Origin of the sequence: Micromonospora sp. RHAY321, from assembly GCF_023896955.1 — a bacterium.
GTDB lineage: Bacteria > Actinomycetota > Actinomycetes > Mycobacteriales > Micromonosporaceae > Micromonospora.
In genome coordinates this window covers 12,570-27,141 of the sequence record NZ_JAMHIW010000031.1, presented here as the reverse complement: position 1 = coordinate 27,141, position 14,572 = coordinate 12,570, and the positions used below count along the sequence as shown (strand labels likewise).

Sequence of the window (14,572 nt, the reverse complement as noted above, 5' to 3'; positions counted from 1 at the left end):
CGAGCTGACCACGTCGAGGATGTGGGTCACCGCCTCGGCGATCGGCACCCCGTTGCGCTGCGAGCCGTCCCGGTAGCGGAAGGAGACCGTGCCGGCGGCCACGTCGTCGTCGCCGGCGATCACCATGAACGGGATCTTCTGCTGCTGGGCGGTACGGATCTTCTTCTGCATCCGGTCGTCACCCGCGTCCACCTGCGCACGGATGCCCTCGGCGCGCAGCGCCGCGACGAAGCCGTGCAGATAGTCGGTGTGGTCCTCGCGGATCGGGATGCCGACCACCTGCACCGGGGCCAGCCAGGCCGGGAACGCCCCCGCGTAGTGCTCGGTGAGCACCCCGAAGAACCGCTCGATCGAGCCGAACAACGCCCGGTGGATCATCACCGGCCGCTGCCGGCTGCCGTCGGCGGCCTGGTACTCCAACCCGAACCGCTCCGGCTGGTTGAAGTCCACCTGGATGGTGGACATCTGCCAGGTGCGGCCGATCGCGTCACGGGCCTGCACCGAGATCTTCGGCCCGTAGAACGCCGCGCCACCCGGGTCGGGCACCAGCTCCAGGCCGGAGGTCGCGGCAGCGGTCCGCAGCGCCTCGGTCGCCTCCGCCCAGTCCTCGTCGGCGCCGATGAACTTCGGCGAGTCGTCACGCGTGGACAGCTCCAGGTAGAAGTCGTCCAACCCGTAGTCGCGCAGCAGGTCCAGCACGAAGCTGAGCAGCGTGGACAGCTCGCCGGCCATCTGCTCGCGGGTGCAGTAGATGTGCGAGTCGTCCTGGGTCAGCCCGCGTACCCGGGTCAGACCGTGTACCACGCCGGACTTCTCGTACCGGTAGACGGTGCCGAACTCGAACATCCGCAGCGGCAGCTCCCGGTACGACCGCCCGCGCGACCTGAAGATCAGGTTGTGCATCGGGCAGTTCATCGCCTTGAGGTAGTAGTCCGCGCCCTCGAGCTGCATGGGCGGGAACATGGTGTCGGCGTAGTACGGCAGGTGACCGGAGGTCTGGAACAGCTGCGCCTTGGTGATGTGCGGGGTGTTGACGAACTCGTACCCGGCGGCCTCGTGCCGCTGGCGGGAGTAGTTCTCCATCTCCCGGCGGATGATCCCGCCCTTGGGGTGGAAGACCGCCAGGCCCGAGCCGATCTCGTCGGGGAAGCTGAACAGGTCGAGGTCCGCGCCGAGCTTGCGGTGGTCGCGCCGGGCGGCCTCCTCCAACAGCTTCAGGTACGCCTTCAGCTCGTCGCGGGTCGGCCAGGCGGTGCCGTACACCCGCTGGAGCTGCGGGTTCTTCTCCGACCCACGCCAGTACGCCGCGGCCGAGCGCATCAGCTTGAACGCGCCGATCAGCCGCGTGTTCGGCAGGTGCGGGCCCCGGCACAGGTCCGACCAGCAGACCTTGTCCTCCTTGGCGTCGAGGTTGTCGTAGATCGTCAGCTCGCCGCCGCCGACCTCCATCACCTCGTCGGTGTCCAGGCCCTCGCCCTTGACCTCGATCAACTCCAGCTTGAACGGCTCGTCGGCCAGCTCGGCGCGGGCCTCGTCCAGGCTGCCGAAGCGGCGACGACGGAACCGCTGCCCGGACTTGACGATCTCCTGCATGCGCTTCTCGACCTTGCCGAGGTCGTCGGGCTGGAACGGCTTGTCGACGTCGAAGTCGTAGTAGAAGCCGTTCTCGATCGGCGGGCCGATGCCCAGCTTGGCCTCGGGGAAGATGTCCTGCACGGCCTGGGCCAGCACGTGCGCGGTGGAGTGGCGCAGGACGTTGAGCCCGTCGGGCGAATCCAGGCTGACCGGCTCGACGACGGTCTCCTCGGCCGGCGCCCAGTCCAGGTCACGGAGCTGACCCTCCGGGTCGCGGACCACGACGATCGCCTTCGGGCCGTTCGCGGGCAGTCCGGCCGCGGCCACCGCGTCGGCCGCCGTGGTCCCGGCGGCGACGACGACGGGGTCGGCCACGGCGGGGGTACGGGGTGCGGACACGGTGACTCCTCCATGCGGTACGAAACGGGGCCGATCCTCGGCTCCTGCCGATGCTATCGGTCCACCCACCCAGCCCAGGGAAGGGCACCTTCCTAACGGCTGCGGCGGAGGAAAGGCGCGCGGGGGGCAGCCGGCGTTGAACCTTTCGACGCCCGCAGCCGAACTAGGAGGTGTGGCCGGAAACCGGTGCCGGTCGCGTCGACACGGATGGGGGCACGAGATGGCGAGCACGCACGGCGGTGGCCGCCGGCGGCAGATCGCGGCGGTGACCGCGCTGACCGCCGCCGGACTGCTGCTCGGATGGCCCGGCACGGCGCACGCGGCGGACGTGACGACCACCCCGACGCAGGCCCGGCAGGGCGACGCGGTGCGGCTGGAGTTCACCGTGCCGGAGGAGCGGGCCGGCACGAGGACCCGCCAGATCGAGGTGCGGTTGCCGGCCGACGCGCCGGTGGCCGAGGTCTACCCGATGTCGGTGACGGGCTGGGCTCCCCGGATCAGCTCCCGCACCCTGGACCAGCCGGTCACCGGAATCCACTCGAGCGGGGTGAGCACGGTGACCACCGCGGTGACCTGGATCCGGGTCGGCGAGAGCGAACCCGGGCCGGCCCGGCTGGCGCTGTCCATGGGTCCGCTGCCGCAGGCCGAGCGGCTCACCTTCGAGGTGATCCAGACGTACGCCGACGGCACGGTCGTCCGCTGGGCGGACGCCAACGGGCCGCACCGGGCCCCGGTGCTCACCCTGCTGCCGGCGACGGCGGGCGCGGCCGGCCCGGCCGGGCACGGTGGGCACGGCGGCGCCCCGGCGGCCGGCGCGGCGACCGACCCCGGTGCCGCTGGCGACGCCGGCGCGCCGGCGGACCGCGCGGACGGCCCCGCCGAGGAGTCCGGCAGCGCCGACGCGATGCTGGCCGCCGGGCTGTTGGCCGGGCTCGGCGGCGGCGCGGCGATCGGCTGGCTGGTCAGCCGGTGGCGGCGGCGCGACCCTGCCGAGGGCGCGGCGCTGGCCGAGGTGACCGGCGAAGCGGACGACGAGTGGGCCCCGACCGGTCAGGTGCCGACCGATTCGGTGCCGACCGATTCGGTGACCGACGTGCGGGCAGATTCAGTGCCGGACGTGCCGACACCGGCCGACGCGGAGCCGACGGCGGTGGGCACTCCGATCCGCGCCGGCTGAGCCCGGCACGCACCGCCGGCAGACTCGCTCCGCAGCGCGGCCAGGTCCACGCACGCCCTTTGCTCTGCTTCAACGGAGGCGACAGCCAAAGCCCCGAACCGTTGCGCGGATTGAAGCAGAGCAAAGGGCAGCAGCAGGGGCCCGACGACGGCCGGAGGGCCTTCGTCGGGCCGTCGGTTCGACGCGGCGACGTCGGAAGCGCCCGGCGTGCAGAGCGCCAGGTTGGCCAGAGCACCCGGGGGCGGAACAGGGGACGCTCAGGCCACCCAGGCGGGTAGCGGCTCGCGGGCGGCCAGCCACGGCTCGGGCACCCCGCCGGGCGAGCCGACGCCCGTGTGCGCCGCCACCACCGCGCCGGCGATGGCGGCCGTGGTGTCCATGTCCCCGCCGGCCTGCACGCAGACCTGGATCGCCGCCGGGTAGTCGTCCAGGTGGGTGGCGGCGACCCAGAGCGTGAACCCGACGGTGTCCTGGGCGGTCACCCGGGACCCGTTGCCGAGCGCCGCCACCACCCGGGGCAGCGGTCGACCGAGCAGCCCCGCCGCCCGCTGCACACTCCGGTGCACCTCGGTGCCCGGGTCGACAGCGGCGGCGATCCCGGCGAGCAGCCGTTCCGGGGCCGGCCGGTGCCCGTCGAGGCGGGCCCGGGCGGCCAGCGCGGCGGCGACCGCCACCGCGACCGCACCGGCGATCCCCTCCGGGTGTGCGTGGGTCACCTCGGCCGAGGCGCGGGCCTGCGCGGCGGCGCGGGCGGTCGAGTCGGCGAAGTACGCGCCCAACGGGCCGACCCGCATCGCCGCGCCGTTGCCGCAGGAGCCCTGGCCGTCGAAGGCGGACGCGGCGGCCACCGGCCACGGGGTGCCGGTGCGGATCAGGCGCAGGATCATCATCGCGCCCGGGCCGTAGCCCCGGCGCGGGTCGCAGCGCTCGGCGAACGCCAGCGCCAGCCGGTCCCGGTCGATGCCGCCGGACTCGGCCAGCTGGGCGAGGACCGAGCAGGCCATCTCGGTGTCGTCGGTCCACTCCCAGGGCTCCGGCGGCAGGGTGCCCGCGGCGAGATCCGCCGGCTGTGGCCCCAGCAGGAAGTGCTGTTCGCCGAGCGCGTCGCCGGTCGACAGGCCGGCGAGGCTGTCCCGGGCGAGGGCCAGGCGGGCGTCGGCGAACAGGGTGAAGGACATCGTCGTACCAGCTTGCCCGCTCGCCAGGTACGTCGCAACGCGATCAACTTGCCAGGCCCAGTACGGTCTTGGGGTGGCCTCCGTGCTCCTGGTCGAAGACGATCACGTCGTACGCGGCGCGATGCTGCGGTCCCTGGCCGACCGGGGGCACGCGGTGCACGCCGTCGGCACCGCGCTGGACGCTCTGCGCCGGGTCGCGGCGGAGACACCCGACCTCGTGGTGCTGGACCTCGGCCTGCCCGACCTGGACGGCTCGGACGCACTGCGGATGCTGCGCGGCATCACCGACGTCCCGATCATCATCGCCACCGCCCGGGACGACGAGCAGTCGGTGGTCAAGCTGCTGCGCGCCGGCGCCGACGACTACATGGTCAAGCCCTTCACCGGCGCCCACCTCGACGCCCGGATCATGACCGTGCTGCGCCGGGCCGGGCGGGCCAGCCGGACCGTGCAGCCCGCCGTGCACACCGTGGGCGGCCTGCGGGTGGACGTCGGCGAGCGCAGCGCCCTGCTCGACGGGGAGCCGCTGGCGCTGACCCGCAAGGAATTCGACCTGCTGGCCTATCTCGCCGCACGACCCGGGCGGGTAGTGTCCCGCCGGGAACTCTTGGAGGAGGTATGGCGGCAGCCATCGGTCGGCGAGGATCAGACCATCGACGTTCACCTGTACTGGCTCCGCCGAAAGATGGGCGAGTCCGCGGCGAAGCCGCGCTACCTGCGCACCGTGCGGGGGGTCGGATTCCGGCTGGTGGCGCCGGACTGAGGACGGCGCTGGCCCTGCTCACGGCCGGCATGTGCAGCCTCGTCGCGCTCGCCTTCCTGATCCCGCTCGGGCTGAGCCTGGGCGAGCAGAATCGGGACGAGGCGATCGCCGACGCGGCCCGGCGCAGCGCACTCGTGACCGGGGCGCTGGCGGTGAGCACCGACGCGGCGGTGGTCGAGCGGGCCGTGGTGGCCAGCGGCGAGGGTGCTGCCAGCCGACCGGTGGTGCACGGGCTGGGGTTGGACGAGTCCGCCGGCCGCGCCGCCGACGACGACCTCGACCGGGCGCGTGCCGAGCGGCGCTCCCTGGACGTGGACGTCGACGGCGGGCTGATCCGACTGGACCCGGTGGTCCTCGGTGACCGGACCGCCGTCGTCGAGGTGTTCGTGCCCGACTCGGCGCTGGGCGAGGGCTCCGGCGGCACCTGGCTGCTGCTGCTCGCGGTGGGCGCGGCGATGGTCGGTGCGGCCGTGGTCGTCGTCGACCGGGTCGCCGCCCGCGCGGTGGACTCGACCCGCGGTCTGGTCAAGGCCGCGCTCTCGATCGGCGACGGCGACCTGGGGGTACGCGTGGAGCCGACCGGCCCGCGCGAGCTGGCTGAGGCCGGGTACGCCTTCAACCGGATGGCCGACCGGCTGGACGCGGCCCGCACCGACGAGCGGGAACTGGTGGCCGACCTGTCGCACCGGCTGCGCACCCCGCTGACCGTGCTGCGGCTGGACGCGGAGGCCTTGGAGTCCGACGACACCAGCGTGGGTTCGTTCTCGGAGGCGGAGCTGGACCGGCGGCGCGGCATCCGGCGGATCCGCCAGGCGATCGTCACCCTGGAGGGTGAGATCGACGTGTTGATCAAGACCACCCGCAAGGCGGTGGCGCACGAGGCCGGGCCGGCGATGTGTGACGTCAGCGAGGTGGTCCGGGACCGGATGGTGTTCTGGGCGGCGCTGGCCGGCGACCAGAACCGGCCGCACCGGGTGAACGGCGCGCAGTTGCGCATCCCGGCGCCGGTGCCGCGTGCCGAGCTGGCCGCCGCGCTGGACGCGGTGATCGGCAACGTCTTCCGCTACACCCCGCAGGGCACGGCGTTCGAGGTGGCCGTGTCCCGCCGGGACGGCTACGTGGCGATCCGGATCGACGACGCCGGCCCCGGCATCGCCAACCCGGACCGGGCGCTGCGCCGGGGTGCCAGCGACCAGGGCTCGACAGGGCTGGGCCTGGACATCGCCAAGCGGGTGGCGTTGCAGGCCAACGGATCGGTGAGCATCGACCGTGCCCGGCTGGGCGGAGCCAGCGTGGTCATGCTGCTGGCCGACCCGGAGGCCACGCCCCGGCAGGTCAGCAGGTTCGGTCTGGTCGGCCGGATGGCTCGGGACGCCCGGGACCAGAAGACCGGTCGTCGCTGGCCCCGCCAGCGCCCCACCGACGGCTGACCGGACCCGGCTGTGCGCCGGCGCAAGTCTTCCTTAGATCGCGGTTAACGATCGTCGTCCGGCGGCGACGGGCTGTCAGGATCGAAGCACGAACCCACCAGTTCCACCGGCCGGCGCACCGAGTGCACCCACCGACCGGTGGAGCCGCGCGCGCGGCGGGAGCCAGGTCCCCCCACACCCATGCTCCCGCCGCGCGCCCTGCTCCACGACCGGCTCAGCCGGCGGCGGCGAGGTGGGCGTCGATCTCTGCGATGATCCGCTGCTTCCCGGCCTCGTCGAGGAAGGACGCGGTCACCGCGTTGCGGGCCAGCCCGGCCAGCCCCTGCGGACCCACCCCGAGCAGCTGGGCGGCCACCGCGTACTCGTCGTTCAGGGTGGTGCCGAACATCGGCGGGTCGTCGGAGTTGATGGTGACCAGCAGCCCGGCCTCGACCAGCCGGGGCAGCGGGTGCTCGTCGAGGGTCGCCACCGCCCGGGTCCGCAGGTTGGACGTCGGGCAGACCTCCATGCCGATCTGCCGCTCGGCCAGGTACGTCAGCAGCTCCGGGTCCTGCGCGGCGGAGATGCCGTGCCCGATCCGCTCGGCGCCCAGCTCGTTCAGCGCGTCCCAGATCGTCTGCGGGCCGGTGGTCTCCCCCGCGTGCGGCACCGAGTGCAGCCCGGCCGCCCTGGCCTGGTCGAAGTAGGGCCGGAACTGCGGCCGGGGTACGCCGATCTCCGGGCCACCCAGGCCGAAGCTGACCAGCCCGTCCGGGCGCTCGTCCAGCGCGATGCGCAGCGTCTCCTCCGCCGCCGGCAGGCCCGCCTCACCCGGGATGTCGAAGCACCAGCGCAGGTCGAGGCCGAAGTCGACCGAGGCGCGCTTGCGGGCGTCCTCGATCGCCTCGCAGAAGGCCGGCGCGGGAATGCCCCGGCGCACGTGCGAGTACGGGGTGATGGTCAGTTCCGCGTACCTGACCTGCTGGCGGGCCAGCTCCCGGGCCACCTCGTGGGTGAGGATCCAGACGTCCTCCGGGTCGCGGATGAGGTCCACGACGCTCAGGTAGACCTCGACGAAGTGCGCGAAGTCGCGGAACTCGAAGTAGTCGGAGAGCGCCTCCGGGTCGGCCGGCACCGGGGTGCGTCCCTCGTGCCGGGCGGCCAGTTCGGCGACGATCCGGGGGGAGGCGGAGCCGACGTGGTGCACGTGCAGCTCCACCTTGGGCAGTCCGGCGATGAAGGTGGGCAGATCGGTCACGGGTTCTCCTCGGCACGGTCGCCCGTTCGGGCGACGACGAAGACGCGGCGGAACGGGAAGTACACCTGGCCCTGCCGCGGCGGGTAGGCGGCGGCGAGGCGGACCCCCAGCTCGGCCCGGAAGGCGGACCAGCCGGCGGCGTCCAGGGCCGCCCGGACCGGGCGCAGCGCGGTGCCCTCCATCCAGGCCAGCACCGGGTGGTCGGCGGCGGGCCGGGCCGGTAGCAGGTGCACGTAGGTAGTCTCCCAGGCGTCCACCGCGCAGCCGGCACCGGTCAGCAGCGCCGCGTAGTCGGCCGGGTCGTCGACCGGGTCGGCGCGCAGCAGCGGGGCCAGTCGGGCGCGCCAGGCCGGCCGGTCGGCGACCTCCCGCAGCGCGCGGTGCGATGCGGCGTCGAAGTTGCCGGGGACCTGCATGGCGAGCCAGGCGCCGGCGGGTAGCTCGGTGGCCCAGCGCCGCAGCAACTCCCGGTGGCCGGGGACCCACTGGAGCACGGCGTTGGTGACCAGGACGTCCTCGTCGCCGGCCGGGTGCCAGTCCCGTACGTCGGCGACGGCGAAGTCGACCGGGGTGTCCAGGGCGCTCGCCTGTTCGATCATCTCGGGCGAGGAGTCGAGGCCGATGACCCTGCTGGCGGGCCAGCGTTGCGCGAGGGTGGCGGTGAGCTGGCCGGGGCCGCAGCCGAGGTCGACCACGGTCCGGGGGCGCTCGGCCGGGATCCGGGCGACCAGGTCGTGGAACGGCCGGGACCGCTCGTCGCCGTAGCGCAGGTACGTGGCCGGGTCCCACATCGTCGCCTCCCAAACCGTACGTCCGTCTTGTTTACCCTACGGCTCGCCTGGCAGGCCGGCAACCCGATCACTAGGCTCGGGGCATGGAACAGCGCAGCTTCAACCGGCTCGGCCGGACCGTCGGCGTGGTCGGCCTGGGTGCCTGGCAGCTCGGCGCCGACTGGGGCACCGTCACCGAGGACGACGCGATGGCGGTGCTCGCCGCCGCCGTGGACGCCGGGGTCACCTTCCTGGACACCGCCGACGTGTACGGCGACGGCCGCAGCGAGCAGCTGATCGGGCGCTTCCTGCGCTCCCGGCCCGACGCCGGGCTGACCGTCGCCACCAAGATGGGCCGCCGGGTCGAGCAGCGGCCGGAGGCGTACACCCTGGCGAACTTCCGGCAGTGGACCGACCGGTCCCGGGCCAACCTGGGGATGGACACCCTGGACCTGGTCCAGCTGCACTGCCCGCCCACCGCCGTCTTCGCCGACGACGCGGTCTTCGACGCCCTGGACACCCTCGTCGCCGAGAAGGCCATCGCCGGATACGGGGTCAGCGTGGAGACCTGCGACCAGGCGCTCACCGCGATCGCCCGCCCCGGGGTGGCCAGCGTCCAGATCATCCTCAACGCCGTGCGGCACAAGCCGCTGGAGCAGGTGCTGCCCGCCGCCGCGGCCGCCGGGGTCGGCATCATCGCCCGGGTCCCGCTGGCCAGCGGCCTGCTCTCCGGCCGGTACGACGAGCACACCGAGTTCCCGGCCGACGACCACCGCAACTACAACCGGCACGGCGCGGCGTTCGACGTCGGCGAGACGTTCTCCGGGGTCGACTTCGAGCGCGGGCTGGCAGCCGTACGCCGGCTGGCGCCGCTGGTCGACGCGGACCGCACGATGGCGCAGTTCGCGCTGCGCTGGGTGCTGGACCAGGCCGGCGTCACCGTCGTCATCCCCGGCGCCCGCGACGCCGACCAGGCCCGGCGCAACGCCGCCGCGGCCGATCTGTCGCCGCTCTCGGCCGAGCAGCTGGCGGGCGTGCGCGAGGTCTACGACGAGCTGATCCGCCCCCAGGTGCACGACCGGTGGTGACCCGCGCACCCCGGGTGCTCGCACCAGGCCGCCCGTCCGGCGATGCTGGGAACCCGGGGCGGCGCACCGGCAGGCCCGGCGGAGGGGGGACGCGATGAGGGGTTGGCTCGCGCTCACCCTCGGCCTGCTGGCGGTCGTCATCGGCGCGGTGTGGACGGTGCAGGGCCTCGGCTACGTCCGTGGCAGCGTGATGACCGACGAGCGGATCTGGGCGGTGCTCGGCCCGCTCGTGGCCCTGGCCGGGCTGGTGCTGCTCTGGTTCGGCCTGCGGTCGCGCCGCCGACACTGACCGGCGGCCGGCCTGGTCCACAGTGGCTCCGGGGCGGCTGGCAGTGGAAGGGCTGGCACGTGGAAAGCCCCGCATCCCGGATGGGATACGGGGCTACACAACGACCCCTGGCCGGATCGTCCCACTGGCCGGCGGGGGCCGGCCACATTACTCAGAGGGGACGGACCTGCTCAGCCTGGGGGCCCTTCTGACCCTGAGCGATCTCGAACTCCACCCGCTGGTTCTCCTCCAGCGACCGGTAGCCGCTGGTCTGGATGGCCGAGAAGTGGACGAACACGTCAGCACCCCCGCCGTCGACGGTGATGAAGCCGAAGCCCTTGTCAGCGTTGAACCACTTCACGGTTCCCTGCGCCATGTGTATCTCCTTCTAAAACTGGTGGCCGTGCACGCCGTACGGCCGATTGGCCGTTTCGAGCAGCGGCGCCTGAGGCGGCCCCCACGAAGGAGACTTCTCTCAACCCACGCCATCTCGCAGCAGCGTGGATCAGCAAATCACGTACCCAAAAAGTCTGTCACGACCTTCTCGACGAATTTCTCCGACATGTGACCTGACGGATGCCTCAGGTCGCTGGGCGGCGGCCGACGCGATGCGAAAGGCCCCCTGCCCGTCGATGCGGGGAGGGGGCCGAGGGCGCCGTGGCGATCAGTCCGGCCAGTGGCCGGTCATCCGCCGGACACCGACCGCTCCACCCCGATCCACCGCCGCACGGACCACCGCGAAGATGGCCCCCTGCAACGCCGCGGCGGCCAGGATCTCGCCCCAGCCCCGGTCCTCGTCGGTCGCGATGGGCGCCTCACCGTCGCCCGCGGTGACCTTCCAGATCTGCCGGAAGATCGCCCCCGCCGCCGCACCGGCGGCGATACCCAACAGCACGCCGACCGGCCGGTACGCGGCCCTGCCGATGCCCTTGCTCACCTACGCCTCCCCCGCACGATCATCAGCACCACCACGGTGGCCACCGCACCGGCGGCGATGGCCGCCCACGGCACCGGGTTTCGTCGTACCAGCTCGCCCTTCTCGTGCGCCTGTGCGCGCACCAGCTCGCCCTTCTCCTGCGCCTGCGCGCGCGCCGCCCCGGCGCGGGCGGCTGCCTGCCCCCGGACCCGGGCCACGGTCTGCGCCGCCTGCTCGCGCACCCGCTCCTTCGCCTGCCCGGCGGATTCCTTCAGGCGCGCCTTGACGTCGGCCTTGGCGGCCAGCGCCTCCATCGTCTCGCCCAACTCGACCCGGGTGCGACGGATCTCCTCGCGGAGCGCCTCCGTGTCACCCGATCCGTTGCCCGTCATGACCGTCCCCTGTCCTTCACCGCGGCGGTGACGGTGTCCACGTCGGCCCGGAGGCTGCGGACGGTGGCCGCGGGAACCGGCGGGACCGCCCGGCTCACCTGCTTCTTGCCCACGAGGGCGAGGACGCCGGCCACCAGGAAGAGAGCCACCGCCACGATCAGCGCGGCGGCCCAGGCGGGCAGCACCAGGTCGAGTAGCAGGATCGCCGTGGCGACCAGGGCGCCCAGGCCGAAGAACGCCAGCGCGCCGCCGCCGCCGAACAGACCGATCCCGATGCCGGCGTGCTTGCCCTTCTGGGTCAACTCCGCCCGGGCCAGCGCCAGTTCGTCCCGCACCAGGCGGGAGACCTGTTCGGTGGCCCGCTGCACCAACTCGGCGGTGGAGGGCTCGCTCCCGTTCTGGGATGTGCGGGCGTTCGCCACATCAGCCATGCTGTCCTCCTTTCCTCATCACCGCGCTGTATGCCCGGAGTCGCCGCCCGTCAATCCTAAAGCGCGCCAACCCGGTCACCGTTCCCGTTCGTGCGGTTGCCGAGCCGCTGGCCCAGCCGGGCGCAGTGCAGTAGAGACGTCCGGCAGCAGGTCCCCCACCTAAGCCCGGTCAAACCTCGCCGATCGGACCTTCCTTGCCGGACCACCCAAGACCTCGCACCACCCTCGCCTCACCAACGCCGATCCCCGTCCCCCAGAAACGCCCGACCCGTCCACTCCACGGCGCTGATCATGAAGTTGGTGGCACGACACGCCGTCACAGCCGTCGCCAACTTCATGATCACCTGGGGTAGGGGCGGGTGGGGCGGGTGGGGCGGGGTCAGGGGCGGTGGTTGGGGGTTTCCTCGGGGCCGACGAAGGCTTCGCTGCGGGCGGCGCCGTCGTCGCTGCCGCCGAAGACGCGGGCGTCGTCCGGGACGTCGGTGTCGCCGAGCCGGCGTACCGGGCGGCGCGGCTGCACCCACTGCCAGGGCAGGTTGCTGCTGGCGTCACCCAGCTCGGTGCGCATCCGGGGCATCGCGGTGGGGCGGGATTCGCGGATCCAGGCCACCAGGTGCTCGCGTACCAGGCAGCGCAGATCCCACAGGCTGCCCGCGTCGGCGGCGCTGACCAGCGCGCGCACCCGGACCGTCCCGCCGGTGGCGTCGGTCACCTGCAGGACGCAGACCCGGCCGTCCCACAGCTCGGTGCTCTCGACCAGCCGGCGCAGCTCCTCCCGCATGGCCTGTACCGGCACCGCCCAGTCCACGTCGAACTCGGCGGTGCCGAGCACCGCCGCCTCGGTCCGGGTCCAGTTCTGGAACGGCTTGCTGGTGAAGTACGAGGTGGGCAGGATCAGCCGGCGGTCGTCCCAGATCTGCACCACCACGTAGCTGAGGGTCAGCTCCTCGATCCGGCCCCACTCCCCCTCGACGACCACCACGTCGTCGAGCCGGACCGCGTCGCTGAAGGCGAGCTGGAGGCCGGCGAAGACGTTGCCGAGCAGGCTCTGCGCGGCCAGCGCGGCCACCACACCGACCACGCCGGCGGAGGTCAGCACGCCGGCGCCGATGCCGCGCACGCTCGGGAAGGTCATGAGCATCACGCCGACGGTCAGGATGACGATGACCGCGATGGTCAGCCGGCGCAGCATCACCACCTGGGTCCGTACCCGCCGGGCGTGCCGGTTGTCGGGCACGTCGACCCGGAACCGGGCCAGCGCGGTGTCCTCCACGACCACCAGCAGCGCGGCCACCAGCCAGGCCGTGGTGGCGATGACGCCGAGGATGAGCAGGTGCAGCAGCAGGCGACGCCAGCCCTCACCGACGGCGTACCCGGTGCTGAAGCGGGCGGCGAACTGCACCGCGAGGACCGTGGCGGCGACCTGGAACGGGCGGTGCGCGTGGTCGGTCAGCTCCGTCATCAGCAGTGAGCGCTGGCCGAGCCGCCGGGTGACCCGGTGGACGACCTCGACCAGGAACAGGGCGACCGCCGCCGCGACGAGCGCGGCGACGGCCGTTCCGAGGTAACTCTGCACGGGTGTGGTGCTCCCTCCGGATGGGCGACGGTGCTCGGGCAAAAGCCCAATAGTGCCCCACGCCTCCCGAATCGGCGAGCTCAGACCTTGCGGTACCGGGACTGCAGGAAGCAGAACAGGCCGAAGGCGGCGATGCCGAGGGCGACCAGGCTCAGCAGCACCGTGCCGTAGGACTGCTCGCGCAGCGCGTGCAGCGCGGCGTCCAGACCACGGGCCTTCTCCGGGTCGTAGTTCACCGCCGCCACGATGATCAGCAGGCCGGCGATGCCGTACGCGATGCCCTTGGCGACATAGCCGGCGATGCCCAGCCGGCGGGTCAGCTTGTGGGTCTTCGGGCTCATCTGCCCGGTCTTCAGGTGCTTCTCGAACCGCTTGACCAGACCGTAGATCACCAGGCCGACACCGATCGCGGCGAGCACGAGCCCGGCCAGGCCGACCAGCCAACGGCCACCGCTGGAGGTCATCAGCTTGCCGGTCAACGCCTCCTGCTGGTCGGCGCTGTTGGAACCGGCGTCCTTGAAGACCTTGAACGCGGTCCAGGCGAAGTAGAGGTAGACGATGGTCCGGCCGGCCGAGCCGAGCCGCTCCACGACCCGCTCCCTACCCTGCTCGGCGCGGTGCCCCACCGCCGCCTCCAGCGCCTGCCAGATCGCCATCGCGAGCAGGCCCACCGCGGTGGCGATGACGAGGAACTTGCCCAGCGGCTGCGCGGAGAGGGTCCGCAGGGCGCCGGACTGGTCGCCGTCGTCGCTGGACTTCCCGAACGCGATCTGCAACGCCAGCCAGGCGAAGAGCAGGTGGACGATGCCGTAGCCGATGAAGCCGGCCCGGGCGAGGAGTTCCAGCCACCGGCTGTCCGCCGTACGGGAGGCGGTGGCTTCGGCGCTACGGGTGAGTGACATGGCGCCACAATCTCCGATTCCGGAGATCCCCAAACGTCGGCCACCGCCCCCGCGCTGGTCAGTTGCCCGGGTTGCGTGAAACGCGAATCTTGACCTGCTGGTCGGTGACGCTGTCCAGGGTGACCGCGAAGCCCCCGGCCTCGGTGGCCTGCTGGCCGGTGGTGAGGGTGAGCTGTTCGCCGGCGACCTCGACGGTCACCTGGTCGCCTTCGGCGCCGACCAGCTTGGCCTCGACGCCCAGGATGGTGGCGCTCGCGTCGACACCCCGCTCGAAGGTGACCGTGCAGGCGTCCAGCCCGCAGTCTGTGGAGGCGCCCTGTGAGCTGCAGCCGGCGAGCACGGCGAGGCCGAGCGCCAGGCCGGCGAACAGACCGGCGGCGCGGCGGACGGTGGGCTTCGGGATGGTGGCGGGTCGGTTCGTCACCCCGCCAAGGGTACGAGACGTTCGCGACACCTCCACCGAACGGTGA

At 72.9% G+C, this 14,572-nt stretch carries 16 protein-coding genes; 5 read left to right on the top strand and 11 right to left on the bottom strand.

All coding sequences use genetic code 11. The features are described 5' to 3' along the window. Window positions 1–1,974: threonine--tRNA ligase (gene thrS, locus M8C17_RS31255; RefSeq protein ID WP_252420319.1), on the bottom strand; the 1,974-nt coding region annotated here is incomplete at its 3' end. Between the two features lie 220 nt (window positions 1,975–2,194). On the opposite strand from thrS, the gene M8C17_RS31250 reads away from it, so the two are divergent. After that, window positions 2,195–3,151, top strand: a complete 957-nt coding sequence (locus M8C17_RS31250) for a DUF1775 domain-containing protein (protein ID WP_252420318.1) — start codon at window positions 2,195–2,197, stop codon at window positions 3,149–3,151. 257 nt (window positions 3,152–3,408) lie between these two features. Here the strand turns inward: M8C17_RS31250 and M8C17_RS31245 are convergent, their stop codons facing one another. Further along, window positions 3,409–4,329 carry an ADP-ribosylglycohydrolase family protein gene (locus tag M8C17_RS31245; RefSeq protein WP_252420317.1) on the bottom strand — a complete coding sequence of 307 codons (921 nt, stop codon included), beginning with the start codon at window positions 4,327–4,329 and terminating at the stop codon, window positions 3,409–3,411. Between the two features lie 73 nt (window positions 4,330–4,402). Here M8C17_RS31245 and M8C17_RS31240 point away from each other — a divergent pair, with 73 nt between their 5' ends. Both M8C17_RS31240 and M8C17_RS31235 read left to right on the top strand, forming a co-directional pair. After that, window positions 4,403–5,092, top strand: a complete 690-nt coding sequence (locus M8C17_RS31240; protein ID WP_252420316.1) for a response regulator transcription factor — start codon at window positions 4,403–4,405, stop codon at window positions 5,090–5,092. 29 nt (window positions 5,093–5,121) lie between these two features. Further along, window positions 5,122–6,522 (top strand): HAMP domain-containing sensor histidine kinase, encoded by a 1,401-nt coding sequence (locus tag M8C17_RS31235; RefSeq protein WP_252420314.1) that lies wholly within the window; start codon window positions 5,122–5,124, stop codon window positions 6,520–6,522. 214 nt (window positions 6,523–6,736) lie between these two features. Here M8C17_RS31235 and M8C17_RS31230 read toward each other — a convergent pair whose 3' ends face one another. Next, window positions 6,737–7,759: an adenosine deaminase gene (locus M8C17_RS31230; RefSeq protein WP_252420313.1), complete on the bottom strand. Its 1,023-nt coding sequence runs from the start codon at window positions 7,757–7,759 to the stop codon at window positions 6,737–6,739. Next, window positions 7,756–8,550 (bottom strand): trans-aconitate 2-methyltransferase, encoded by a 795-nt coding sequence (locus M8C17_RS31225; RefSeq protein ID WP_252420312.1) that lies wholly within the window; start codon window positions 8,548–8,550, stop codon window positions 7,756–7,758. The genes M8C17_RS31230 and M8C17_RS31225 overlap by 4 nt, the downstream gene beginning before the upstream one ends. 83 nt (window positions 8,551–8,633) lie before the next feature. On the opposite strand from M8C17_RS31225, the gene M8C17_RS31220 reads away from it, so the two are divergent. After that, window positions 8,634–9,617 (top strand): aldo/keto reductase, encoded by a 984-nt coding sequence (locus tag M8C17_RS31220; protein ID WP_252420311.1) that lies wholly within the window; start codon window positions 8,634–8,636, stop codon window positions 9,615–9,617. A gap of 94 nt (window positions 9,618–9,711) precedes the next feature. Next, complete coding sequence (locus M8C17_RS31215) at window positions 9,712–9,906, top strand: hypothetical protein (protein WP_252420310.1); 195 nt, start codon at window positions 9,712–9,714, stop codon at window positions 9,904–9,906. Between the two features lie 151 nt (window positions 9,907–10,057). Here M8C17_RS31215 and M8C17_RS31210 read toward each other — a convergent pair whose 3' ends face one another. The 7 genes from M8C17_RS31210 to M8C17_RS31180 form a co-directional block, all read right to left on the bottom strand. After that, entirely contained in the window at window positions 10,058–10,261 is a 204-nt protein-coding gene (locus tag M8C17_RS31210; protein ID WP_007458127.1) for a cold-shock protein, read from the bottom strand. Between the two features lie 288 nt (window positions 10,262–10,549). After that, entirely contained in the window at window positions 10,550–10,822 is a 273-nt protein-coding gene (locus M8C17_RS31205) for a DUF4235 domain-containing protein (protein WP_252420309.1), read from the bottom strand. After that, entirely contained in the window at window positions 10,819–11,193 is a 375-nt protein-coding gene (locus M8C17_RS31200) for a DUF3618 domain-containing protein (RefSeq protein WP_252420308.1), read from the bottom strand. Before M8C17_RS31200 ends, M8C17_RS31205 begins: the two co-directional genes overlap by 4 nt. Beyond that, complete coding sequence (locus tag M8C17_RS31195) at window positions 11,190–11,624, bottom strand: phage holin family protein (protein WP_252420307.1); 435 nt, start codon at window positions 11,622–11,624, stop codon at window positions 11,190–11,192. The genes M8C17_RS31200 and M8C17_RS31195 overlap by 4 nt, the downstream gene beginning before the upstream one ends. A gap of 379 nt (window positions 11,625–12,003) precedes the next feature. After that, a complete protein-coding gene (locus tag M8C17_RS31190) occupies window positions 12,004–13,200 on the bottom strand; it encodes a mechanosensitive ion channel family protein (RefSeq protein ID WP_252420306.1) in 1,197 nt (398 codons plus the stop codon). A gap of 80 nt (window positions 13,201–13,280) precedes the next feature. Next, window positions 13,281–14,102 (bottom strand): DUF1206 domain-containing protein, encoded by an 822-nt coding sequence (locus tag M8C17_RS31185; protein ID WP_252420304.1) that lies wholly within the window; start codon window positions 14,100–14,102, stop codon window positions 13,281–13,283. Window positions 14,103–14,160: 58 nt separating this feature from the next. Then, a complete protein-coding gene (locus M8C17_RS31180; protein ID WP_252420285.1) occupies window positions 14,161–14,526 on the bottom strand; it encodes a hypothetical protein in 366 nt (121 codons plus the stop codon). Window positions 14,527–14,572: the final 46 nt, after the last annotated feature.

What these genes read in the sequence shown, in the direction of transcription:
- M8C17_RS31220 (WP_252420311.1), top strand. Translation starts at nt 8,634, where the DNA reads ATGGAACAGCGCAGCTTCAACCGGCTCGGCCGGACCGTCGGCGTGGTC.
- M8C17_RS31225 (WP_252420312.1), bottom strand. Translation starts at nt 8,550, where the DNA reads ATGTGGGACCCGGCCACGTACCTGCGCTACGGCGACGAGCGGTCCCGG.
- M8C17_RS31250 (WP_252420318.1), top strand. Translation starts at nt 2,195, where the DNA reads ATGGCGAGCACGCACGGCGGTGGCCGCCGGCGGCAGATCGCGGCGGTG.
- M8C17_RS31200 (WP_252420308.1), bottom strand. Translation starts at nt 11,193, where the DNA reads ATGACGGGCAACGGATCGGGTGACACGGAGGCGCTCCGCGAGGAGATC.
- M8C17_RS31185 (WP_252420304.1), bottom strand. Translation starts at nt 14,102, where the DNA reads ATGTCACTCACCCGTAGCGCCGAAGCCACCGCCTCCCGTACGGCGGAC.
- M8C17_RS31195 (WP_252420307.1), bottom strand. Translation starts at nt 11,624, where the DNA reads ATGGCTGATGTGGCGAACGCCCGCACATCCCAGAACGGGAGCGAGCCC.
- M8C17_RS31210 (WP_007458127.1), bottom strand. Translation starts at nt 10,261, where the DNA reads ATGGCGCAGGGAACCGTGAAGTGGTTCAACGCTGACAAGGGCTTCGGC.
- M8C17_RS31235 (WP_252420314.1), top strand. Translation starts at nt 5,122, where the DNA reads ATGTGCAGCCTCGTCGCGCTCGCCTTCCTGATCCCGCTCGGGCTGAGC.
- M8C17_RS31215 (WP_252420310.1), top strand. Translation starts at nt 9,712, where the DNA reads ATGAGGGGTTGGCTCGCGCTCACCCTCGGCCTGCTGGCGGTCGTCATC.
- M8C17_RS31245 (WP_252420317.1), bottom strand. Translation starts at nt 4,329, where the DNA reads ATGTCCTTCACCCTGTTCGCCGACGCCCGCCTGGCCCTCGCCCGGGAC.